Genomic DNA, 23656 nt, shown 5'->3' on the forward strand with positions numbered 1-23656 from the left:
TAGCATGTATCAATAAAATCTTACGGAAGAGTTCCCTTGAACAGGTCCTCTTGCTCGGAAATGAACAACTCGCCAGCTGACACTTCTTCATTAAACTTGATATTGCCTAAGCCCTTGATCACAACCACTGGAGTGGCTTCTCCGCCCTGGCCCATAAGAAGCTCAGCCGCAGAAGCAATCTCATCTGCGATGGCTGAGAGTTTCACCTTCAGGACGTAGCCAAATAGATCCTTTTGCCCACGGTAGTCTCGAAACGGGCTGATGCCTGCTAAGCCTATGGCGAATTCAACTTGCCCACGTCTAAATGGTCTGCTGTAAGTGTCACATATTACTACTGCCACTTTTTTTCCAGTCAGTTTCTTGATCTGAGAGTGGATTTGCCTAGCTGATTCGTCGGGGTTGAGGGGTAGAAGAGTGTATCCGTCTGCTCCTTCAACATTCGATTTGTCGACGCCAGCGTTGATGCAGACGAAGCCTAGTCTGTTTTCCACGATGAGAATTTCTGAAGTTGCCTTAACTACGCGTTTAGCCTCTCTTAGGACAAGTTCAACTAATCTGGGGTCGCGTCTTGTGATCTTCGCTAGTTCATTGGCTCTCTTGGAAGGTTTGATGGCGCTCAGCTTGATTGTTCTGCCCTCTGCTTTGGATACGATTTTGTGAGCCACCACGACGACGTCGCCTTCGTCAAACGTTACATGCTCGTTTCTAGCGGTTGCAAGTATGAGCTCCGTTACGTTGTCGCCTGCTTTGACCATTGGAAAACCTTCAAGTCCAACAATGCTAACGGTCTTCGCCAAGGTGTTGTCCTCCTAGCCTGCACATCAAGCATCGTAACTGGCATTCCATCGTTATTAATTATGACGCCTCCACATCATCATTAAGACTAGTTGACTGTGGCATTGAGAGCAACGTTTGGAAAAGTGGTTTGGTTGCGCTAATAACGATGATAATAAGGCTTTACTGGTTAGTTGTTATGTCTGGGAGAGAAAAAATAGAGAAAATTCTTGGAAAGGCAAAGGAACGGGAGAAGGATTCGGTCCTTAATGAAAAGATCCCAAGTCTCTCCACACGATTCCCCCTTGTTTGAGCATAGGTCTGGCTCTACTTGACAACCAGCCTAAACCCCTCTTCTTCTCTCCATTTGTTCAGACTTCATGACACTATGGCGCAATTGGTCATCAACAAGCATACAGCACCCTTCCAACTCAGCGAAGAAACAGTAGTCAAGAACACGCGGAGCAGACTACCACTTCGAAGCAATCCAGCCAGCCAACAAACAACGGTATTATTACTGTTTCCAAGCGAAAGTTAATAACATCTGAAACAGAAACCCGCCACAAACAGTCTACGCTTCCGTATTCAACTACAACTGTCCAAGTAGAAGAAGGTATAAGGGGCTTAGCGCCTTCTTCTTTTGAAATTTGTTTTCCCGCAGAGCACTCATCATTCGCAAACGTCACGCCAACCAACATGAAAGCGCACCACAAACTATGTTGAAACGCACCACAAAACACGAGTGAACAGCGCCAGAAACAACATACAGAAACCAAAACAGAACCCAAACGGCAAACAGAAAAGCAGAACTTTCACCCCAAAAAAAATTCCCAGACTCATACTAACCCTCCACCCATCTGAGCCAACAGCCTAACTTAAATAACCAAAATATCAACCACAATAAGGCAACAATCAAGGAGCCAAAACACAAAACATGCCAAACCAATTGGCTATTGAAATCGCGGGTCTCAGGCTATCAAACCCCACAATGTTGGCAGCGGGCATACTTGGACTCTCAGCAGCAACGCTTAAAGAGGCAGTCGAACAAGGCGCAGGCGCAGTTGTCACCAAATCAGTGGGTTTAGAGCCACGCTCCGGGTACACCAACCCAACTGTCGTTCAAATCGATAATTGCGGCTTGCTCAACGCCATGGGTCTACCGAACCCGGGCGCCAAATCCTTTGCTCATGAAGTTAAAGAACTCAAGAAAAGCGGATTCAGTGCACCACTAATAACCAGTGTGTTCGGATTCACAGCAGAGGAATTCGCTGAGGCTGCCAATATTCTGGCGAAGGCTGGTGCTGATGCTGTTGAATTGAACGTGTCCTGTCCCCATGTAAGGAAGACCGGCTCAGAGATTGGACAGAGTGCAAATCTAGTTTCGCAGGTTGTGAAACAAGTCAAGAATGCCATTTCAGATCCGGTCATCGTTAAGCTGACTCCGAATGTAAGGGACATCGCTGAAATAGCTGTGGCAGCAGCCAAAGCTGGAGCTGACGCAGTTGCAGCTATAAACACTGTGCGTGCCATGGCGATAGATGTTGAAACAGCTCGCCCAATACTTGCCAACAAGATAGGCGGATTGTCTGGGCGGGCAGTGAAGCCGATTGCAGTGCGATGTGTTTATGAAATCTATGAAGCAGTCAATGTGCCCATCATTGGCTGTGGCGGCGTAGCCTCTTGGCAAGACGCTGTCGAATTCATGTTGGCAGGAGCTTCAGCCGTTCAAGTAGGCACTGCGATAGCGTCTGAGGGATTAGGCGTTTTCAAATCTGTATGTAAGGGCATCGATGCCTACCTGCACGACAATGGTTTAAAGAGCGTGAGGGAAATTGTCGGACTATCACACCGCCGTTAACAGGATGCGTACTGTCAAGATAACGAGCATCACCGTTGAGACGCCCACAGTCAAATCCTTCACGTTCAATGATGACCTGTGCTCTAGGGCTGAACCTGGCCAGTTTGTCATGGTCTGGATACCGGGCGTAGACGAAGTTCCCATGAGTCTATCATCGTTGAATCCAAGGAGAATCCAAGCCTCCATAACCGCTGAAAGAGTTGGGGAAGCAACAGATGCGTTGCACAACATGAAGACAGGGGACGCAATTGGAGTGCGTGGGCCTCTTGGAAACGGCTACACTATAACAAATGTCAAAAAAGCCTTAATCGTGGGCGGCGGCACAGGACTCGCGTCGCTAGCGCCCTTGACAGAGGAATTTGTCAAACAGAAAACCAAAATCACGCTGTTGATGGGAGCCAATATGAAAAGTAACTTGCTGTTTCATGTGCGCATGAGCAAAGTAATCTCAAGGATCAAAGGCCAACTGGTAGTTACAACTGAAGATGGCAGTTTCGGGCAAAAAGGCTTGGCGACCACGCCTGCAAGGGAGATGTTCGCACAAGGTGAAAAATTCAACATGGCGTATGCCTGCGGACCAGAGAAAATGCTACAGATAATGTTCGGCTTGGCTGAAGAGTTCCATGTGCCCTTCGAAGCCAGTTTGGAGCGTTTCATGCGCTGCGCCATAGGCATATGCGGAACATGTGTGATTGGGAAATACCGTGTTTGTCGAGATGGACCGGTTTTTTCTGGTCAGCAACTGCGTGGAGTCAAGGAGGAATTTGGACATTGGCGCAGAGGTTTTGATGGCAGAAAAACCGCGATCTGATTGTCCATAACTTATCGCTACTGAAGCGAAAAACTGCGTGAAAGAAGAAGGCGAATGACCCTTAAGGCCTTCTTCTTTCGGGCTTTCGAGATTTTAGTTTTAAATTCTAGGCTTCACATTATACATTGCTTCAAAAAGGGCGACCGTAGTCTAGCCTGGTTTAGGACGTCGGCCTTCCAAGCCGTTGACCCGGGTCCGAATCCCGGCGGTCGCACCACACATTCAACCGTGCTAGAGTGGATAGAAATGGAGTACCTCGAAATTCTTGAGAAGCTGAAATCCATGGCGGATCTGAGAGCAGTGGAAGGCATGGCAAGATTCGGAATCAACCCGAAGAACACGTATGGCGTGTCAATCCCAAACCTGAGAAAGATAGCCAAACAAGCAGGCACAGATCATGCTTTGGCGCAGCAACTGTGGAATTCCGGGGTTCACGAGGCTCGTATATTGGCGTGCATGATTGACGCACCCGAATTGATAACAGAAAAACAGATTGAGAAATGGGTCGGCGAGTTCGACTCTTGGGACATCTGCGACCAATGTTGCAGCAACCTTTTCGACAAAACCAGATTCGCGTATGAGAAAGCGGTTGAATGGAGCCAACGAAAACGAGAATTTGTCATGAGAGCAGGATTCGTCATGATGGCAGTGTTGGCAGTGCACGACAAGAGCACGGCTGATGGAAAATTCCTGAAGTTCCTGCCAATCATAAAACGAGAATCAACGGATAACAGAAACTTTGTCAAGAAAGCCGTCAACTGGTCCCTGCGCCAGATTGGAAAACGCAACATCAACTTAAACAGGGCGGCAATTGAAACCGCAAAAGAAATCCAGAGACTCGATAACAAAGCAGCCAAATGGATTGCAGCGGACGCGCTTCGAGAACTAGCCAGCAAAGCTGTTCAAGAAAAAATCCGCAGGTTCGAAAACTTGGGAACTCGAAAGGCTTAAGCTAGGCTGCACGGCTTCCAAGATGATAGCGATACAACGCAGCTTGGACTTTCATCTTCTGCCACGCTTTTCACCCAAGAGAAACTTCGGTCTAAATATCTGCTCAGCTTGTTTGGGTTTAAGCACGCCTCTTTCTGTGGCAATTTCCTTCACCGAGGCTCTTTCGTCCAAGGATTGCTTGGCGATTTTCGCGGCTTCCAAGTATCCGATATAAGGGGAAAGATAAACTGCCAGGGAAGGGTTCTTGTCAACATAGTCTTTGCACTTTTTCCTGTCAACTGTTATTGCTTCGACGCATCTACGCGTGAACACTGGAAGATAATTGGTCAAGATTTGAATAGACTGTAGAACGTTGTACATCATCACAGGAGTCATAACGTTCAAATCCAGTTGCCCAGCCTGAACCGCCAAGGACACAGCTAGGTCGTTTCCCACAACTTGGAACCCGATCATGTCTAGACATTCAGCCATCACCGGATTAACTTTCCCGGGCATTATTGATGATCCAGGTTGCACAGGCGGCAACTCAATCTCAGCCAACCCTGTGGTCGGACCGGAAGAAAGAAGCCTCAGATCGTTGGCGATTCGAATTAATTCGAGAGCTAATTCTTTAAGTCCGCTTGAGACAGCGGCGATAGCATTGCGGCTTTGAAGAGCCTCAAAAGAGTTCTTCGCTTGTTTCAGCTGGAGCCCAGTCATTCTGCTGAGTTCGGCGATGGCGATTCTCCTATATCGAGGATGAGCATTGACTCCCGTGCCCACCGCCGTGCCTCCAAGCGCCAACTCCTCTAATCTTCTGCTTCTCTCGGCAATCTGTACTCTGGCGTTACGTATTGCCTCTGCATATGCAGTGAATTCCTGTCCAAGCGTTACTGGCAAAGCGTCCTGAAGATGCGTTCGCCCGGATTTTATAACATCAGCGTTTTTTTTCCCCAATTTTTCAAAGGCGTCTGCAAGCCTTTCCAACTCTTCCATTAGAGGTTGCAGTGAAATAAGCGTGGCTAAGTGAAGTGCGGTGGGAAAAGTGTCGTTTGATGATTGCGCCATATTCACATGGTCGTTTGGACTTATGCTCTTGTAGTCGCCTTTCTCTCTGCCCAGAATCTCAAGCGCACGATTCGCCAACACTTCATTAACGTTCATGTTGAACGAAGTGCCTGCCCCAGCTTGAAAAACATCAACTACAAACTGATCTAGGAAAGCGCCTCTCAAAACTTCGTCGCACGCCTTAACTATGGCATCGCCTATTTTCTCGTCTAGCCAGCTGATTTGCATGTTAGCTATGGCTGCGGCTTTTTTGACCATGATGTAGGAGTAAATAAACACTTTGGGCACTTTGATGCCGCTCACAGGAAAGTTCTCAACAGCTCGTTGAGTCTGAATACCATAGTAGGCTTTTTCTGGTACGTTCTTGGTGCCCAGAGAATCAACTTCTACCCGCGTTTTCACTGAAACAACTCCTGGAAAACTTTGACAGCCAATATGCCTTATAAGCCGATCTCTAATCTGGCGTCTTCAAACCCAAGGTCATGTAAACAGCTTTGCGTACGGTAAGCGCTGATTTTTCATCTTTGACGTTCTTAATCAACATTCGTCCGCCGTTGAATAAGCTAACTTCAATGCCGCGTTCGTACCTAAATACTATTACCAGAGAAGACTTGAGCAGGATCTTGAACTGGCTCTTCAATTTTAGGTAGATTTGATTAAGGCTCAGCTTGATGGGCTGTTGGGGATTTACGTTGAAGGTGTTGCTTCCACAGAGCACCGCCAGCTGTTCTGCTTCTTTCGCAACTGCAGGTGCCGTCTTGGCACCACACACGGGGCAGTCTGGTCGCTTGAAAATTTCAATTGTGGTGAAGTACATGTCTCTGAAGTCGCACACCATAAGCTTCCCCTTCAGTGAGCCGCCCATGTCGGCGAGCAGTTTAACAGCTTCCATGGCTTGTAGCGAGCCGATGATGCCTGTGGTGGCGCCAAGCACTCCTCTTGTGTCGCATGTTGGCAACTGGCGGTCATCCAAACCGGGCAAGAAGCACTCTAAACAAGGGGTTTCAGGTGAGTGTAAAACGGATAGGTTGCCTTCAACGCCAATTGCGGCGCCAAAAACATAAGGAATCCGATTTCTTACACAGGCTCGATTCAACAGGTAGCGGGTTCGCATGTTGTCTAAACCGTCGACCACGCAGTTCACGTCACAAACAATATCGTCTATGTTGCTTTCATTCACGTTCTCTGGCACAGGTTCAATCGTTACATCAGGGTTCATGTGCTGAATTCTTTCTGCTGCCGCCTCGACCTTCGGATACCGCAAATTGTCCAAGCTGTACAAAATTTGCCTATGCAGATTTTTCAGTTCAACCGTGTCTTGGTCTATCAGGCGCAGGTGACCGACGCCTGCCAAGGCTAGATAAAGCGCCGACGCCGTGCCTAATCCGCCTAAGCCCACGACTGCCACCCTTGATCGCCTAAGCTTTTCCTGTCCCTGCCTTCCCAACTCAGCCAAGACAACTTGTCGGCTGTAGAACTCTTCAGGTTTGAACGCGGCTTTCCGACTCAACTGCTTCACCTTCCGTAACGTAATCATATTACCGTATCTTTGAATATTTATCTAGCTCGCAACTCAACATCTTCATTGAATGATAATATGCATTCGGAATCTGGATTATACTTTATCAATGCTTTTGTATAAGCTGCGAGCAAACTCCAAACGATTGCAAATGAAGACTCCGTATCTAGTGAGCATACTTCTAGCCGCAGCGCTAGCGATTATTTACCTTTTCCAAGACCAGTACGCTGACCAGATGTATTTGTTTTCAAACGCCTTCCCCCCTGTAATAGCTGCCGTAACGGTTGTCTCATCTATCTATGGGCTCATGAAATATTGGGGAAAGCTTGAAGACAAATTCTCCAAGATCTGGCTTGGCTTCACGCTAGGAATGATTTTCTGGTTTCTTGGGGAATTATTCTGGGCGATTTACACTCTCTTGTTGAATGTGGAAATACCGTTTCCATCAATTGCAGACGTGGCATGGTTGATCGGGTACGCACCCATGATGATCGCCTTTCACTGGTATGTAAGAACCTTTCAGTTCACAATTTCAAAGAAAGTGTATAGGGCAGGCGCCATAACAATCGGGCTGGTAAGCTTTGGACTCTTTGCGTATTTTCTAACTCCCGTTCTTGCAGAGATGGCTGGAAAGGAGGTTGTAGCCGTTGGCATTGACATCGCATATCCAGCTTTGGACCTTGCCCTGTTTGGCTATGCCCTTCTAGCTCTTCTCATTTTCACAGGAGGAAAGATTGCTGTGGCTTGGGCGTTGATCAGTATTGCAACTTTCATGGATGTCGTAGGAGACATGCTTTTTTCGCTCACTACTCTTCAAGGCACGTACTATAATGGACATCCGTTGGAACTGCTGTTTCATTTCAGTTACATCTTGTACGCATTGGCTTTCTACGCCCACAGAAAAGAATTCTAGATCGATATTTTCCATCACTTGGTTTTGAGAGTCAAAGCAGCGGCAGCCGCCACTAATGGAAACAAAGAGATTCCAAGAAAGATCGATGGAAGATGCTGAGTTGTCTGTATCAAGTATCCTGCGTATGGCGCAGAAAAAGCGATGCCAATGTTCTGGCAAAGAGTCACTATACTGAAAGCTGTCCCAGCCAAGTTAGGCGGCGAATTTTGAGGTGGGATCGTCATCACCACAGGCGGAACCGACGCAGCAGCTATGCCCAGCAGAATGACGGACACAACTAGCATGAGACCGGAAGAGAAGGATGTTACAATCAGTGCAAGAGCCATCGCAATTGATCCTACAACGAGGAATGGTTTTCGTCGCTCGGTCTTGTCAGAGGCCCAGCCAAAAAGGGGCACGAAAACAACAGCTGCATACATAAGAACACTTGCGAAAATGCTTGCTTCAATGGGCTGTAGTCCTTTGAAAGTCTCGAACAAGACTTTTGCCCACGACAAATACGCTATCGCCGCAGCATTGAAAAACATCCAGACAAGGCTTGCCTTCCAAATCTCTGAGTTCCTAACAGCCTTCTTGACCTCTGTTAAACCAATAGGAGTGCGCTCGCCCTTCATTGGACCCTCTCTGACTACCGCTACAAAAACAACTGCGACCAAAACGGCTAACACTGAGCCCACATAGAACGGATACCGCCAATCGTTGAAATTCTGCGCTAGAACCGTAGCCGTCGGAAAAGCAAGTATCGTGGCAACAGGCATATTCGTGCCGTACAAACCCATGGCTTTGCCCAACTCCTTGTGACCGAACCACTGTGGAATGATAGTAGGCACGCCAACGACGATGAAAGCCCCTCCGACACCCAATATGAACCTACCCAGCAACGTTAGAGCAAAGCTTTGAGCCAGTGCAGTCACTAGGCTGCCAGAGGCGACTAATAGTAGCGAGACAAATCCAAGCCAACGAAATCCATACTTATTCACGACTAGCCCAGTAGGCAGAGCCAGAATAATTCCAGGAATCACCGTTAAAGACATCAGCAAGCCGACCCGCACCTCGTCAACAGTGAACTCATCAGCTACTCTCGTTAGTAGCGGGGGCATCAACTGAAAAACAAAGGCAAAAGCCAAGAAAGTCAAGAAGGAAGCAAACAAAACAGCCCAGCGGCGATTAGACGACCGCAACTCCTGCAATTTCTTTCTCTCCAAGATCTCAAACACACCATCACCACTGCATCATATTTGATTTGCCCCCTCGCCAAACTCTGAACAAGAACCACACTATTCACCTGTTATTATCCCCTTTGCCGACATCTTTCCGAAAGTAATTTATCAGTTATAGGCAAATATCAGACTGTTTCCAGAAGACTTAAATAAGTAATATCCGTTTAGAGGAACCGTTAAAGAAGATAAATATGATATGGATGGTGAAAAAAGAAAATGTCTACACCTGAAACCTGGGCAAAGAGATTTGGAGCAATGGCTATCATCAACCTCTTGTTGACCATAGGGTGGGCGCTTCTCCCCCTCTTATACGACCCCAACATTTCACGCTACATCGCAGGCGGCTCAGCAGGCACATGGGGCTATCTCGGCTTCCTCGCCATGATCATTGGAGGTTTCACAGGATTCGCGGCATTGGCTTCACTCTACTACATAATTCCCAAAGCGACGGGCGGCAACGTCAATAACATCCTCGCATGGCTAAACCTGGTGTTGGGAGAAGTAGGGATCATAGGGCTTTCAACGCTTCTCGGTGTTGCTGGATATATTGGAGGACAACTCATACGCGCAGGACGCGCTGCTGAAGTACACGCCGCTATAGTGTGGTTTACAGTTGAGCCATTCCCTGGACCAGTCGCCATATTCTTAGGTTTGGCTGGACTCGGAGCTTTCCTTGGAATTGTCAACCTGCTCCTAGCCTTTAGAAGCAAGAAGGTCTAAACACAGATCTCTAGGGCGAACCTTCTAACATCACATTTTTTAACTTAAACATCTATTATCGGTTAAACTTCAGCGGCGTCACAGATGAAACAGGAATATACACTTGGAAACAATGCTGAGAAGTCTCTCAAGTTATACATCTCAGGAACTAAAAGTCAAATTGACACGGAACTGGCAAAGTTGGCTTCCGGACTCACACAGCTTAGTCTTCATCCACATGTCGATTATGCGCTTTTGTCAAACGGGAAGCGACTTCGACCCTTACTTGTCATATTGTCAGCTGAAAGTGTGGGCGGAAAACGAAATAACGTCATGCATCTAGCATCGGCCTTTGAGCTGATGCACACAGCCACATTAGTCCACGATGACATCATAGATGGAGATGAGTCTCGCCGAGGGATCCCAGCTGTTCACAAGAGATGGTCAGTTAATGAAGCCATCTTGGCTGGAGACGCGTTGATCGCACTCGCTGTAAGACTAGCAGCTGAATACGGCGAAACAATACTGAAGACTGTGGCACAAAGCGCGCTTGAACTCTGCGACGGCGAACACAGGGACATAACCTCGTCTCTAAAAGCAGCCACTAGACAGCAATATTACAAGAGAATCAAGGAAAAGTCAGCCTCTCTCTTCAGATCATCTACCTACTGCGGAGCACTGGCTGGAGGAGGCAACCCGACGGAGACAAAGGAATTATCAGCGTTTGGCGAAAACTTCGGAATAGCCTATCAACTGAAAGACGACTTGCTGGACTGGACTCGGAACGGCAACTTGTTTTTGAACGACTTGAGAAATGGAAGGACAAGCCTTCCGATAATTCACTACTACGTGACATGCAGTTCAAGCCAGAAAAAACACCTTGAGAACATGCTTGACCCTCTCATAGAGAAAAAGGAATCAACAGAAAAAGACGAAGCCGAAGAACTCAGACAAGTTCTCAAACAGGCAGGTTCCTTCAACTACTGCGAAAAGCAAATAGACGAATACTTGAGACAAGCAGTCGACAGCATCTCCGATCTCAGAAACACAGAGTACAAGCTCTATCTCAATGAAATGGCAGAAACCCTCAAAGCCATGACGTGAAGACCTTCAGACATCTAAGGGTTGGGTTTTTCAAAAGACTTAACGCGCAACTGGAATCTATTGTGGGAACCATGTCCAAGCCGATCAATGTTGCAGAATCTCACACTGGGAAGGTCGTCTGCCTCTTATCAGGTGGAATCGATTCGCCTGTTGCAGTTTGGCTTATGGCACAGAAGAACTTGGCGCCGATTTGCGTTTATTTCGACAACTCTCCGTTTGCTGATGAAACAACGCAACAGAGAGCAGTTGAAGCAGCCAAAAGAGTCAGAAGACACATCGCTCATTCAATTAAGATGTACACTGTTCCCCATGGGGCCGACCTAGCGGACATTTTGAGAAAGTGTCCGCGCAACTTGACCTGTGTACTCTGTAGAAGGATGATGTACCGAGTCGCCGAGAAAATCGCCTTGAAGGAACGAGCCGAAGCCATAGTTACGGGCGAAATAATTGGAGAACACGCCAGTCAGACTCTTCGTAACTTGCACGTCGAAACAGAAGCTTTATCATGTGTGACGGTTCTGCGACCGCTAGCTGGCATGAACAAAACCGAGGTCGAAAACCTAGCTAGAAAAATAGGAACTTTCGACGCTTCAACTAAACCTGCATCATGTTGCACTGGCCCACCGCCCCAACCACGAACCCGCGCTCGACTTGAAGAGGTTCTCAAAGCAGAGGGAAAGCTCGACATCAACAGCATGATTGAACGCGACTTGAAAGGCGCATTTGTTTCTTTCATCTAGAAGCTGCCACGTGTGATATGGCACAACTACTTCACTGTCTGTTTGAGTGTTGCGCTCAGTACTTCGTTGGCAACTTTCGTGGCTTCGGCTTCGTTGGAGACTCTTTTGATCAACATTCTGCCGTCTCGGCTTAGTGTGATTTCAGCCTTTCCACTTTTCATTATTATCATATGCGGCGTGTCCAAAACAATCTCATACTGTTTCGACCGCTCAAGTGTTCGCTTCACTTCGTTCATGTTTAGATTCAGCTTTTTCGAGGTTCGAGCTTCGAACGCAGCTTTGTCCGAGCAGAGCTTAACCATCAGTTGTAGAGACGAAGCGCTTGTATTGATCATACCTTGGCACACTTGCTTTTTGGTATTCAATATTGCCCGCGATACTTATGGATTCGCACAGGTTCTCATCATTAAATCTCATAATATTGATAGAAATGAAACATTTATTAGCCCGACTGACGATAGTCAAGAATTCAGGTGGCTTCCTAATTGCCTCACAAGAAAAGCGCAAATGCGGAAAATGCGGGAAAAAAGAAGCCGGAAACAGGCGTCTACATATGTCATTGTGGCGGAAACATAAGCGACAACGTAGACGTGGTTAGAGTTAAGGAAGCCCTGACAAAGTGTAAGGGCGTCAAAGTCTGCGAAACCTACGAGTACATGTGTAGCAAACCAGGTCAGGACATGATTGAAAGAGACATTAAAGAGCACAAGCTTAACCGAGTTGTTGTCGCATCCTGTTCCCCCCGCATGCATCTAGACACTTTTAGAGGCGCGGCAAAACGAGGCGGGCTAAATCCGTATCTCCTCGACATGGCTAACATACGTGAGCAATGCAGTTGGGTTCACGACAACAAGGAGCTAGCCACTCAAAAAGCCACAGCAATCGTGCACGGAGTAACTGAACGTGCACAGCATCTGGAACCCTTAGAAGCAAAAAACATGCCAGTAAATCGAGACGTAGCCGTGATCGGAGGCGGGATAGCCGGCATTCTGGGCGCGATTGAACTTGCAGACAAGGGTTACAAGGTTTATTTGGTCGAGCGCAATCCGAGCATAGGCGGACACATGGCTCAGCTAAGCAAGACTTTTCCCACGCTCGACTGTTCAGCCTGCATTCTGACACCCAAAATGGTCTACGTATCGCAACACCCAAACATAGAAATAATCACGCTGGCCGAACCGATCGCTGTGAACGGTTCACCGGGCAACTACGAAGTTACGGTTCGAATTCGACCACGTTATGTTGACGTTGACAAGTGCATCTCATGCGGCGAATGTTCAAGAGTTTGCCCTGTCAAGAAACCCAGCACGCATGAAGAAGGGCTGAAACTGGAAAAATGCATCGACCTATCTTTCAAGCAAGCTGTGCCAAACGCTTATGCTATCGACAAGTCTCTTTGCCTCTGGTTCAATAAAGGGGTCTGCCGCGTCTGCGAGAAATTCTGCAAAGGCAAAGCTATTGTTTTTGACCAAAAGGAAGAAACAAGAACTCTGAACGTGGGCGCCATAATCTCGTGTACAGGCTATCAGCAACTTACTCCAGAATCATCAAAAGAGGTCTTTAATGGTGTGAACCTGTTTGGCCAATATGCATGGGGACTTCACCCAGACGTCGTCACTAACCTTCAGTTTGAGAGACTGATGCTGCAGGGTCTTCATAGACCTTCGAACGGCAAGCCTCCCAAGAAAGTGGCATTTGTGCTCTGCGTCGGGAGCCGAATGGACACGGGCATCACCTATTGCTGCAAAATAGGCTGCATGAACGCAATCAAGCATACTTTATTGCTTCTCAAAGCCTTTCCAGAAGCCGAGCCATGGGTATTCTACACTGACATCCGAGCGCATGGGAAAGGCTACGAGGAATTCTACTCCAACGCTCGCGACCACGGCGTCAAATTCATACGAGGCAGAGTAGCAGAAGTTGTACCTAACGGCGACAGCCTGATCGTCAGGGCAGAAGACACGATACTAAGCAGGCGAATCGAAGAGACATTCGACATGGTTGTCCTCAGCCCAGCATTGCTTCCAAATGCTGGCACAGGCGAACTGTCCAAAATGATGGGCATTGATCTTGGACCAGACAGCTTCCTACTCGAACGACACCACAAACTGAGACCCGTCGACACCAAGATGGAAGGCATGTACATAGCCGGTTGCGCACTCGGACCAAAAGACATCAGAGAAACCACACTTGAGACCATGGCGACAGCCTCAAAAGTTGCAACTTTTCTCGGAAAAGGCGAAATTGCTGTCTCACCGGAAATCGCGTTCATCATCCCTGAAAAATGTAACTCATGCGGTGAGTGCATCAAACACTGTCCAACTAAAGCTATAGAGCCAACGCCAAAAGGCGTATTCATAAACTCAATCTCATGCACAGGATGCGGCATATGCGTGCCCAAATGCCCCACAGAAGCCATCGAACTCAAACATTCAACTGATTCGCAACTCACTGCGCAGATTCAAGCCACAAGCATTGAGGACGGCGACCGCCCGCGGATAATCGCCTTCTTGGAGAAGACCACAGCATATGGGTCAGCAGATCTCGCGGGACAAACCAGAGTATCATATACGCCTAACGTGAAAATCATCCCGGTGCCCAGCACAGGCAGAGTAAGCTTGAAGCACGTGTTACACGCATTCGCAAGCGGAGCCGACGGCATCATATTCATCGAAGGAGACGACAGCCCCTTCAGAGAAGACAACGTCAGAGACCACGTGAACAGCATAAAAAAAGAACTGGGCAAGTACGGCGTCGAATCACTAAGAGTCATTTCCACGACAACAACACTACCACAATACGACAAAGTAGTAAACTTGTTCCAAACCTTCGACGAAAGAATTTCGAAGATGGGACGGATATCGCCAGAGAAGCGTCAGAAGATCGCTCAAACGCTGGCAGGAGGCAAATAAATGAGTCACCGTTTTCCGCACACAATAACTGCCAAAGACGTCGACCCCACCTTCATCAAAGAGATCAAGGATTTGCCCGGCGGAAAGAATATTCTCGACTGCATTCAATGCGGCGTCTGCTCAGGCTCATGCCCCGCTCGATTCGCCATGGACTACAGTCCAATGCAAATCCTAAAAATGGCACATCTCGGACTTAAGCAAGAGGTTCTATCAAGCCACACAATCTGGATATGCGCCTCATGCTACACCTGCGCTTCACGGTGTCCCCGCGGCTTAAACATTCCAGCCATAATGTCAGGCTTCAAGAACATGGCTCTGAAAAGCAACATACAATCTCCCGTACCTGTCAAGCCCAAATTCCACAAAGCGTTTGCAGAAATCGTGGGCAAATATGGAAGAATGCACGAAGCAGAACTAAAAGTTAAACTTGCCAACAAGACCAGTTTTAACGAGTTACTCGGCAACGCCTCTCTAGGCTTCCGTATGCTTAGAAAAGGCAAACTGAAACTGCGTCCATCAAAGCTGGATTCTTCAACCCGTTTCGCCGAGATTTTCAAGAAAGCTCAAGGCAAGGAGACTCAGAAATGAAATACGCGTACTTTCCAGGCTGCTCCATCCACGGCTCATCCAAAGAATACGAGATGTCGGCGAACGCCATAAACAAACGCCTAGGCATTGAACTGGTTGAGATTCCTGACTGGAACTGCTGCGGCGCCATCGACGCTGTATACGCTTACAATCCTACTTTAGCGATTTCTTTGGCAACTCGAAATCTAGCCCTGGCCGAAAACATGAAAACAGATGTCGTAACGCTTTGCAGTGCCTGTTTTTTCACTCTCTCTCGAGCAAACATGATGCTCCGCCAATACACAGACATGAAGGACAGAGTTGACAAAGTCATCAATGATGCTGGACTCAAATACGCGGGAGATGTCAAAGTGAGGCATTACATGGACATACTGGCTAATGATGTGGGCTTTGACAGAATCCGCCAGAACGTCACTGTTCCATTGAAAGGCTTGAAGATTGCACCATACTACGGATGCCTCATCGTGAGACCAACAGGCATACACGCGTTCGACGATCCTGAGCATCCTGTTTCAATGGACAAGGTGGTTGAAGCCTTGGGGGCCGAGGTTGTTGATTACCCAGATAAGACTCGATGCTGCGGTGCATCATTAGCCATAACCGACGAGAAAGTTATGATGGAGATGACAAAAGCGCCGCTGCTCACGGCAAAAAACGCACAAGCCGACTGCATAGTCACCCCGTGTCCAATGTGCCACTTCAACCTTGACGCCAAGCAGAGAGACGTTGAAAAGCACTTCGATGTTGAAATAGAGCTTCCTGTGCTTTACATTACGCAACTGGTAGGCTTAGCATTCGGTTTGCCTCCCAAGGAACTCGGACTGAACCGGAATATTGTGTCGACAAACCGGGTTATCGAAAAAGTTCAAGCACTCAGTCATGCCACACATTAGACTCTTGTCCTCGAGACGAGCGTCTGATCGGAACGGAAAAGAAAAGAAAGCAGATTCGCTTCTAATGACCGCTTCCACTGCTAGATGATTCAGCGTTGTAGACGTCTGGATTCGGCTGCCCAGATACTGTGAGTATTGCCAGAGCGCCTTTGTCAATGGCTCTCGTCAACGAATGGTCCACTAGGATGTAGTCCGCTGGCACCTGTAGTTTAAATTCGACTACTGTCGCGCCTCCAGCTGGCACAAGGGTTGTTTGAACGCTCTGCAATGGCGCTGAAACTAAGTCTCCTTCAGGATATACTCGGTCAAAGATTCCGCCTATCACGTGGAATGATGAAATCATATTTGGTCCGCCAACGCCGAAGAAGATTCGTACGGAATCGCCTACGTTAGCTTTCAAAGTGTGGTTGCCCGTTAAGCCTCTCCAGCGTCCATTGAACACTACGTATGTGGGCTCTTCGTCGTTTAGTTTCTGCGAGTCGAATTCCTGATGCCCCTGAGTTCCAACGGGCCAAAGAGTGTAGAAGTCGCCTTGCATCACATAGAACTCCTTGTCCACAGGAGTCAGTCCGCTTTCAGGTTCCACTAGTATCAAACCGTACAAGCCGAAGGCTAGATGCGTTGGAATGTGAGGCGAAGCGCAGTGATACACGTACACGCCCGGGTTCAACGCTTTGAACGTAAACATCGTTTCTTGTCCCGGCGGCGTCTGAGTTGCTTTGGCTCCTCCTCCTGGGCCTGTTACTGCGTGAAAGTCTACTGAATGACTCATTGTGCTGTTCGCTGCGTTCCTAAAGTGCACAACCACTGTGTCATTTGCGCGGACTCTGATGAATGGGCCTGGCACTGTGCCGTTGAAAGTCCAGAAGTTGTACGTTGTTCCCGGCTCAATCTCTGCTATTACTTCGATGGCTTCAAGCGTTATGTGCAGCGTTGTCGAATAGTCTCGGCTCAATGGTGAAGGTAAGTCGCTTGCATTCCTTGAAATGTACGACACGCCGACAGGCTTTGCTGGTTCTGGTTGTCTGCCGCTTCCTCTGCCGACGACTAATTGTCCCTGCATTCCAGATGCTCGGTGTCCAGGCACTGTACAGTAGTAAGCGTAAGTCCCGTCAATAGTTGCTCTGAAGGTCACCGATGCAGTTTCATCTCTCCTCATTACATGGGAAGTCTTAACGTCAAGCTCTTCGACTGCAAAGTCGTGCATCAGATTCTCGCCATTAACTATGTTGACCTTGACTGTGTCTCCAACGTTGGCTTTCAAAGTTGGATTCGCTACTCCGTCGATGCCGCCGCCGACTCCCACGTAGCCGTTAAGATAAGTTCTCAGAGTGAATTCCTGTTGTCCTCCTCCAGATTGCGCAAACAGAAACGGGTTAGTGCTGAAATAGTCGTAGGCGTTGACAACTAAGAATGATAGTAGTATCGCCAATGTGAAAAGCACTGGTGGAAACTTCAACGCTTTCAATCTGCTTCTTCTTTCTTTTTTGTTTGTTTGGTTTGTCATGAGGTCATACCTCTTACTCTTGAGTTACTTCCAGCACTCCGTTCATGAACGGATGCATGGAACTGCAAATCGTGTTGCAGTAAAACACGAACTCGCCCGCCTCGTTGGGTGTGAACTCGAAGGCCTTTCTGTACCCCGCGTGCACTGGTCCGCTGTCAAAATCGAAATCAGGAATGACCAAGCTGTGGGTAACGTCCATGCTCATTAGCGCAAGTTTGACTGTGACGCCCTGTCTCAAGGTTATGGTGCGCGGTGTGAAGCCGCCAGCTTCTTCTGTATACATCCGTATTAACACTTCGTCGGGTTTTGTGCCCACAAAGAAGGAGTCCAAAAGTGGTGCCGAAGCCGCGGCTACAATTGATCCCTAGAGGATGACTAATGCTAAAGCTTCCCAGAGAACCCAGCGTTTTCTTCGTCCGTCAGTACCGTTTTTGGACATGCCTGGCACCTTATCTCACCCCATCAGTATCGAGATAAATATTGCAGCCATCAACGTGTGAAGCGCGCCCATCACCACGGTTCCTCTGAAGGCTTTCTTCTGATCTTTGAACAGATTCAAGCCAATGTGATGAGTAGAGATTATTGCGAGGGTAAGCCCCACAAACACGATTGGCGCTTGAATGAGCGGGATGTAGTTGGGAATGAATGGTTTCCATGCCACGCTGCCTGTTCCTAACAAGTTCCATCCCCAACCGAATGGATCAGAGAACGCACGCATCGGGTAGGCCCAGTTTACTGCAACAAGTGTGACGGCAAATGCCATCCAAAGCAGATGCCCATAAGACGAAAGCGAATAGCTGTAAGCCAAAAACACCTGCTTGCTAGACGTTTCTCCGTCTTTCACCACTTTCTTCGCCAGCCATGAAAAGGCAAAGAAAGCTGCCGGGAAAATGATGAGCGCAACGCTGCTCACGATGGCTGCCCATCCTAGCCAGTTTCTGAACCCACCAAGAGTCGGCATTAGCAGATGTATGGTCAATAGGTTGGCGCCCATGTTGACTCCCATGTTGCCCCAGTCCTTGATCCAGAAGTATGGACCGAAGAAGACCAGTTGATAGAAAACGACTAGGCTGAACCGGATGAACCCCATCCAAGCTTCGTCTGTTTTCGCATGTAATCGCGCATCAATATCCTTGTCAATTGGTCTGTACTTCAGAGTCATGTTGTCAAGAGGACAAGACTTGAGGCATTCAAAACACTGTCCGCAGTAGTTGTTCCAATCTAGGCCTCCCGGATAGCGTTTCCATGGACACCCGTAGCCTTTAGGGCCTCCTCTTATACACTCTTTCGCTACATGTTTGTCGCATATTGCCTTGTCTTTTGACCTGACAGCTAGTAGAGAACTCGATGCGTGGTAGCCGATGTATGCACTAGCAGGGCATACGTGCAAGCAGAAATGTCGCTCGGTGTAGACTAAATGCAAAGACAAGGCTGCCAGAATCAAAATGAGGAACAGAATGCCTGAGACAACGGGTCGCGTAACCAACCAAGGAATAATCAAGGAAATGCTCAAGAAAGCCAAGGAGGCAATCATAATGCTGTCTAGGCTTTTAGGCCACGCTTTTCTCAAAGAAAACCATTTCTTTGTCTGGTGAACGCTGTAGAGCCTGCGTCTAGCAAGCCATTCGCCGAAAGCTGGCAAAGGACAAACAGTACACCAGATTCTAGAGGCAAAGAGTATCATGAATTCAATTGCGGCGAACCAGAGTATCCAAACAACTGCTATGGAAAAATTCAGAGCGCCCATGGGGTTGCCGATGAACCCACTTGCCAAGACGATGATGAATATGAGAAGGTTGGGTAATATGAGCGCAAGATGTATGCCTCTCCACTGTAGCACGCGCTTCAACACTGGGCCAATCTTCTTGATTTTCAGCAGGTCGATCTCAAAGTCGAAAAGACGCTTCAATGGCGCGGGGCTTTGCCTAGGCTTGTTGAGATATACGATTGAGCCTACGCCGACAACTATGGTTGCGGCAAAGAACAGGTAATACGGCGTGTTTGGCTCCACAACTATGTCTGCAACCATGAATGGATGAAGCGGACCGCAAAGCGTGGCACAGCGAATCTTGATTTTTCCCGGCTCGTTAAACTTGACTGGACCAACTTCGATTGTTTCTCCCGGTGGCACATCCGCGAAGATGTTGAATCCGTCTATGTAGAACCCATGGGTGACATCGGCGGACGTGACTCTAAAGATTACTTCTTCACCGACCCTGATGTGAATTGTCTCAGGGGTGAAGGCGAACTGTTTTGCCTCCACGTCTATAATGCGGGGTTCGGCTTGCGCTGAAGTCGGAACGAACAAGTGAGTTGAAAAGTAGATTCCTACGAGGCTGACCGCGATAATCGTTACTACGAGGATGTGCCACTTCAGATTTCTCAATTTCCTTTCCCCGCGGCGGATTCTTCTTGAAGAGCTGTGATAATCTCGTTCACTTTGATTTGGTAGGAACTCTGGTTGCCTTTGTTGCTATCCAGCTCATCCCACAGAAAACCAGCTGCATCCATACCAGCTAAATAGAGGTCGTTCGCCTCTTCAACGTTGGATGCAAATCTTCTCCCAGTATTCTCTAGGACAGAATCCAAGAGTTTGGAGCCTGCCAAGGCGCATTCTGTTTTTCTGTCGAGCTTTGCGTTCCAAGCCCTGAGAATGTAGTCGGACACGTCTTGGATTGGTCTAGTCTTCCTAATTGACGAAGGATTTTCCTGATTCGGGAATCTGTCCCAATAATACTTGCGCAACGCTGCTTGGAGTTTTGGGATGAAGGGTTCCATGCCGTCTTTCCAGCGGAATTAATATCATTTTTCTAACAATTATAAAAACATTGTGCAAACTTTCCCAAGACAAGACACAAAAATCATTGTTTCGGAAATTTCTCCAAAAAAGAGCATCACGATGAGGACGATTTCAACTGAAAAACCTTAAAGCATTCAAGGGCTTCATGTAAGGGAAGTTTGAAAAGGAATGGCGATTGAACGAGGATTTTGACGTTGTTGTTGTGGGTGGAGGTCCGGCTGGTCTAAGCTCAGCTAGATCTGCTGCTCTCGGAGGCGTCTCAGTCCTACTGGTTGAAAGAAAGAAGGAGATTGGAGCACAGATTCGATGCGGTGAATTCATCCCTTCCGCTGAGCAGATGAAGCCGCTTATGCCTGAGGCGAAGTCAATCTGGGACTTCTACGAGAGTAGGTTCCTGAAAGATGCTGTGAGCAATATGATCAAGAGGATACGGTTGCGCTCGCCAAAAAACAGGCCTTACGAGTTCTCTTTTGACGGTCTGGTGCTTCATCGAGACGTATTCGAAAGGAATATTGCAGTTGAGGCTGAAGAGAGAGGCACAGTCATCCGAACAGCAACAACGGTTGAAGGCATCAAGAAAGATGTCCAAGCAGTCAAGATTGCGTTACGAGGCAGAGATTCCTCAGACTTCGTGAAAGCTAGACTTGTTGTCTGCGCTGACGGTTTCCCGTCTAAGACAGCTGAGCAGGCAGGCCTTTCAGTTAAGCCTGAGGCAGAAGACGTAGCCTTGTGTGTTGAACACCGAGTCTCAAACGCCGAGGTTGAAGAGGACCTTGTAGAGCTGTTTTTCGGTAGGAAAGTGGCGCCAGGCGGCTATGCATGGATTATACCGAAAGGTGATGGAGCTGCAAATGTGGGCCTAGGCGTGAGAACGCCATTCGTGGAACAGGGTCGTACTGCCGTGGACTACTTGGACGATTTTCTGCATACGCATCCTGTCTCATCGCCTCATTTTGTCAACGCACTGCTTGGGCCTTTGATTGGCAAGATTCTTTGTGTGAGCGGGTTAGCATCGACAGTTGTAGGTGATAGAGTTTTGTTGGCGGGTGATGCTGCTGGAACATTGATTCCTGTCAATGGCAGTGGCATTCCCACCGCGCTGGTTTCGGGACATCTAGCTGGCGAAGTAGCGTCCAAGTTCTTGAAGGGAGATTGCGAACTTGCGGTTTACGCTGCGGCTCTGAAAAGAGAAGTTGGCAGAATCGTTGGTCGAGGTCGAACCTATTTGACTGTGGGTGATTTTTTTGCGCGTTGGGATGGCTTGTTCGAGAGGCTGTTGTGGATTATTGGGTCAAAGAATGTTGGCGTCGTCGTTAAATGTGAACCGATGCTGCCCTTGTTCAGATAGGGTGTTGGTTTGAGGCAGCGTCGGCGGGCTTGTGTGTTCAGATGTTATTAACTTCTGCTTAGAAACAGTAATAATACCGAGCTGGTTTCTGTTCAGAAGTGGCAGTCAACTGGTGGTGCTTTGCGCCAGACTTCCTCTTTGTAGGGCATCAGTGCTTGTTAGAGTTGTAAGAGTGATGCCATGATTGGAGCGATGCCTAGTCCAAGGACTATTGTTAAGACCGTGGCTTTGAGTACAGCGATCATGCTTGGGTTGCTGAGTTTTTCAGCTGTTGTTTCAGTTGTTTGATCGGGGGTCTTGGTTGAGAGGATGTACCGTATTACTTGTCCATAGTAGCCGATTGACAGGCCTGTGTTGGCGATGGCGATGAGTGTAAGCCATGGTGCGATTTCGATGGTTGAGATGAAAAGGTAAAGGAACTTGCTCCAGAAGCCCAGCAGCGGGGGCAATGAACATGCCGGTGGTGGCAAGAACGTATGTTGCCAAGTGCAGAGCGATGCCTGGAATTCGGTAGAGTGCGCCTGTTCCGGAGGGGTGTGGCAGCCGCGAAGCCGACAAGAATGTAGCCTACATGGGCGATGCTGCTGTAACCCATCATACGTTGGACGTTTTTCTGAATTAATGCGGCTACGTTTCCAAACGTCATGGTAACAATTGAAAGGGCGACGAAGAGCACTAGCCACTGAGCTTGCTCCTCTAACCCAGCGTAAGCGACGTCGTGGACGACTATGATGTTGCTGGGTATGTGCAGAACAAGTTTCATGTGACAGTCGAGCCAGAAAGCATGCACTCTATCTTGGATGTTTTGGAGAAAAATGAACTAATAGAGAGTGAGGAAATCCACAAGAAAAAGGTCTATGCGCTAACTGAAAAGAGTAAAGAAACTGTCAAAACCGTTCCAAACTCGAGAGACAAGATCTTGGGTTTAGTGTTAAACATTTTAGCAGGATGAGTTCTTCAAATCCCTTCCTTAGCCTTCCACTGTCCTCAGCAACAAGGTTGAACCAAAATTATCCACTTCCAACACGAGCTTTGTCCGCTAGAGTTTAATGATTGTTATAATAAGCACAGTAGAGGGCAAAGACGCTTCTGATCATGGAAGTCTTGAACGAGGAAGGGTTTACTGAGCTGCTTGCAGAATTTTGGATGGGTCGACTCTGAGTTCTTTTATGGCTAGTTCGTCTGGGCTCATGCCCATAGCCAAGCCTAGCAACTGCGTGTAGTGCAGCACTGGAAGGTTGTAGGTTTCATTAAAGGCTCGCTCAATCCGCGACTGATTGACATCGAACATAAGGTGGCATGATGGGCAAACTGTTATCAAAGCCTCTGCGCCTACTGCCTTCACGTGGCTTAGCTTTTCTCGTGTGAGTTGAAGGGAAACTTTGTCGTCTACGGCTATAACGGTGTAGCCGCAGCACTCGGCTTCGTCCATGTAGTCTAAGCATTTGGCACCGGTTAATTTTATCAAATCCTTCAATGTCTGCGGGTCTTCTGGGTTGTCCCAGCCCATATATTTGACTGGTCGGAGAAGGTGGCATCCCGCGTGTTCGGCAACCTTCATCCAGGTGAGCGGTTTTTGAACCGTGTTTTTTATTCTTTCGTATCCGATGTCTTCTTTTAAGGCTTGAACCATGTGTTTTACTTCAATGGTGCCCTTGAACTCCATGCCAATCTGCTTCAGGATTCCGTTGATTTCGTCCCTCATTTTCTTGTCTGTTTTCAACAGTTTGTTTGTTTTTCGCAGGGTTGTGGCGCATCCAGTGCACAGCGTGATTACGTTTAGGTTTTGTTGTTCGGCTAGGCACAGGTTTCGTGCTGACAGCGCAAGCGTCATTTCGTGGTTTGCTGGGTCAACTGGGAGACCGCAGCAGTTTGCGTCAGGCATTTCGACCAGTTCTACCTCTAGTTTGTCAAAGACCTTACGGGCAGAAATCTCGTAGCTTGCTTCTCGGTAGGGGATGGTGCAGCCCAA

23 protein-coding genes, 1 tRNA gene and 1 pseudogene are annotated in these 23656 nt (G+C 48.0%); 13 read left to right on the forward strand and 12 right to left on the reverse strand.

Annotated elements, in window-relative coordinates; translation table 11 throughout:
• Positions 1 to 20: 20 nt before the first annotated feature.
• Entirely contained in the window at positions 21 to 797 is a 777-nt protein-coding gene (gene cofE, locus VJ249_06145) for a coenzyme F420-0:L-glutamate ligase (protein HKZ94141.1), read from the reverse strand.
• 911 nt (positions 798 to 1708) lie between these two features.
• Here cofE and VJ249_06150 point away from each other — a divergent pair.
• From VJ249_06150 to VJ249_06165, 4 genes are all read left to right on the forward strand, one after another.
• On the forward strand, positions 1709 to 2632 hold the full coding sequence (locus tag VJ249_06150; GenBank protein HKZ94142.1) for a dihydroorotate dehydrogenase: 924 nt from the start codon (positions 1709 to 1711) through the stop codon (positions 2630 to 2632).
• Positions 2607 to 3443 (forward strand): dihydroorotate dehydrogenase electron transfer subunit, encoded by an 837-nt coding sequence (locus VJ249_06155; GenBank protein HKZ94143.1) that lies wholly within the window; start codon positions 2607 to 2609, stop codon positions 3441 to 3443. The genes VJ249_06150 and VJ249_06155 overlap by 26 nt, the downstream gene beginning before the upstream one ends.
• Before the next feature lie 139 nt (positions 3444 to 3582).
• A tRNA-Gly gene (locus tag VJ249_06160) sits at positions 3583 to 3660 on the forward strand.
• A gap of 29 nt (positions 3661 to 3689) precedes the next feature.
• Positions 3690 to 4394: a DNA alkylation repair protein gene (locus VJ249_06165; protein HKZ94144.1), complete on the forward strand. Its 705-nt coding sequence runs from the start codon at positions 3690 to 3692 to the stop codon at positions 4392 to 4394.
• 51 nt (positions 4395 to 4445) lie between these two features.
• Here VJ249_06165 and VJ249_06170 read toward each other — a convergent pair whose 3' ends face one another.
• Together VJ249_06170 and VJ249_06175 are read right to left on the reverse strand one after the other, a co-directional pair.
• Positions 4446 to 5843, reverse strand: a complete 1398-nt coding sequence (locus VJ249_06170) for an aspartate ammonia-lyase (protein ID HKZ94145.1) — start codon at positions 5841 to 5843, stop codon at positions 4446 to 4448.
• A gap of 52 nt (positions 5844 to 5895) precedes the next feature.
• Positions 5896 to 6978 carry a HesA/MoeB/ThiF family protein gene (locus tag VJ249_06175; protein HKZ94146.1) on the reverse strand — a complete coding sequence of 361 codons (1083 nt, stop codon included), beginning with the start codon at positions 6976 to 6978 and terminating at the stop codon, positions 5896 to 5898.
• 133 nt (positions 6979 to 7111) lie between these two features.
• Between VJ249_06175 and VJ249_06180 the strand changes: the two genes are divergently transcribed.
• Positions 7112 to 7873, forward strand: a complete 762-nt coding sequence (locus VJ249_06180) for a hypothetical protein (protein HKZ94147.1) — start codon at positions 7112 to 7114, stop codon at positions 7871 to 7873.
• A gap of 14 nt (positions 7874 to 7887) precedes the next feature.
• Here VJ249_06180 and VJ249_06185 read toward each other — a convergent pair whose 3' ends face one another.
• Entirely contained in the window at positions 7888 to 9078 is a 1191-nt protein-coding gene (locus VJ249_06185) for an MFS transporter (protein ID HKZ94148.1), read from the reverse strand.
• Positions 9079 to 9309: 231 nt separating this feature from the next.
• Between VJ249_06185 and VJ249_06190 the strand changes: the two genes are divergently transcribed.
• From VJ249_06190 to VJ249_06200, 3 genes are all read left to right on the forward strand, one after another.
• Positions 9310 to 9813 (forward strand): hypothetical protein, encoded by a 504-nt coding sequence (locus tag VJ249_06190; GenBank protein HKZ94149.1) that lies wholly within the window; start codon positions 9310 to 9312, stop codon positions 9811 to 9813.
• A gap of 84 nt (positions 9814 to 9897) precedes the next feature.
• Positions 9898 to 10896 carry a polyprenyl synthetase family protein gene (locus VJ249_06195; GenBank protein HKZ94150.1) on the forward strand — a complete coding sequence of 333 codons (999 nt, stop codon included), beginning with the start codon at positions 9898 to 9900 and terminating at the stop codon, positions 10894 to 10896.
• A gap of 71 nt (positions 10897 to 10967) precedes the next feature.
• Positions 10968 to 11636, forward strand: coding sequence for a hypothetical protein (locus VJ249_06200; GenBank protein ID HKZ94151.1), 669 nt, complete (start codon positions 10968 to 10970; stop codon positions 11634 to 11636).
• Between the two features lie 26 nt (positions 11637 to 11662).
• Here the strand turns inward: VJ249_06200 and VJ249_06205 are convergent, their stop codons facing one another.
• Positions 11663 to 11971 (reverse strand): hypothetical protein, encoded by a 309-nt coding sequence (locus VJ249_06205; protein HKZ94152.1) that lies wholly within the window; start codon positions 11969 to 11971, stop codon positions 11663 to 11665.
• Positions 11972 to 12121: 150 nt separating this feature from the next.
• Here VJ249_06205 and VJ249_06210 point away from each other — a divergent pair, with 150 nt between their 5' ends.
• From VJ249_06210 to VJ249_06220, 3 genes are read left to right on the forward strand one after another with little or no spacing between them, the layout of a single operon-like run.
• Positions 12122 to 14548, forward strand: coding sequence for an FAD-dependent oxidoreductase (locus VJ249_06210; protein HKZ94153.1), 2427 nt, complete (start codon positions 12122 to 12124; stop codon positions 14546 to 14548).
• Entirely contained in the window at positions 14549 to 15136 is a 588-nt protein-coding gene (locus VJ249_06215; GenBank protein HKZ94154.1) for a 4Fe-4S dicluster domain-containing protein, read from the forward strand.
• Positions 15133 to 16029 (forward strand): CoB--CoM heterodisulfide reductase iron-sulfur subunit B family protein, encoded by an 897-nt coding sequence (locus VJ249_06220; GenBank protein HKZ94155.1) that lies wholly within the window; start codon positions 15133 to 15135, stop codon positions 16027 to 16029. Before VJ249_06215 ends, VJ249_06220 begins: the two co-directional genes overlap by 4 nt.
• A 61-nt stretch (positions 16030 to 16090) precedes the next feature.
• On the opposite strand, the gene nirK is transcribed toward VJ249_06220, so the two are convergent.
• The 4 genes from nirK to VJ249_06240 form a co-directional block, all read right to left on the reverse strand.
• Complete coding sequence (nirK, locus tag VJ249_06225; protein HKZ94156.1) at positions 16091 to 17536, reverse strand: copper-containing nitrite reductase; 1446 nt, start codon at positions 17534 to 17536, stop codon at positions 16091 to 16093.
• Between the two features lie 13 nt (positions 17537 to 17549).
• The gene (locus VJ249_06230) at positions 17550 to 17819 is read right to left on the reverse strand and encodes a cupredoxin domain-containing protein (GenBank protein HKZ94157.1); all 270 of its coding nucleotides are present in this window, start codon (positions 17817 to 17819) and stop codon (positions 17550 to 17552) included.
• A 171-nt stretch (positions 17820 to 17990) separates the two neighbouring features.
• Positions 17991 to 19922, reverse strand: coding sequence for a 4Fe-4S binding protein (locus VJ249_06235; protein HKZ94158.1), 1932 nt, complete (start codon positions 19920 to 19922; stop codon positions 17991 to 17993).
• Entirely contained in the window at positions 19919 to 20314 is a 396-nt protein-coding gene (locus VJ249_06240; GenBank protein ID HKZ94159.1) for a hypothetical protein, read from the reverse strand. The genes VJ249_06235 and VJ249_06240 overlap by 4 nt, the downstream gene beginning before the upstream one ends.
• Positions 20315 to 20511: 197 nt before the next feature.
• Between VJ249_06240 and VJ249_06245 the strand changes: the two genes are divergently transcribed.
• Positions 20512 to 21684 (forward strand): geranylgeranyl reductase family protein, encoded by a 1173-nt coding sequence (locus VJ249_06245; GenBank protein ID HKZ94160.1) that lies wholly within the window; start codon positions 20512 to 20514, stop codon positions 21682 to 21684.
• Between the two features lie 158 nt (positions 21685 to 21842).
• On the opposite strand, the gene VJ249_06250 is transcribed toward VJ249_06245, so the two are convergent.
• Positions 21843 to 22133: a hypothetical protein gene (locus tag VJ249_06250; GenBank protein ID HKZ94161.1), complete on the reverse strand. Its 291-nt coding sequence runs from the start codon at positions 22131 to 22133 to the stop codon at positions 21843 to 21845.
• A 98-nt stretch (positions 22134 to 22231) separates the two neighbouring features.
• Positions 22232 to 22447, reverse strand: a pseudogene (locus VJ249_06255) (proton-conducting transporter membrane subunit).
• Here VJ249_06255 and VJ249_06260 point away from each other — a divergent pair.
• On the forward strand, positions 22403 to 22636 hold the full coding sequence (locus tag VJ249_06260; protein ID HKZ94162.1) for a hypothetical protein: 234 nt from the start codon (positions 22403 to 22405) through the stop codon (positions 22634 to 22636). The pseudogene VJ249_06255 and the gene VJ249_06260 overlap by 45 nt on opposite strands.
• A gap of 168 nt (positions 22637 to 22804) precedes the next feature.
• Here VJ249_06260 and VJ249_06265 read toward each other — a convergent pair whose 3' ends face one another.
• Entirely contained in the window at positions 22805 to 23656 is an 852-nt protein-coding gene (locus tag VJ249_06265) for a CoB--CoM heterodisulfide reductase iron-sulfur subunit B family protein (GenBank protein HKZ94163.1), read from the reverse strand.

It is taken from the genome of Candidatus Bathyarchaeia archaeon (genome assembly GCA_035283685.1).
Classification (GTDB): Archaea; Thermoproteota; Bathyarchaeia; order Bathyarchaeales; family Bathyarchaeaceae; genus DATETJ01.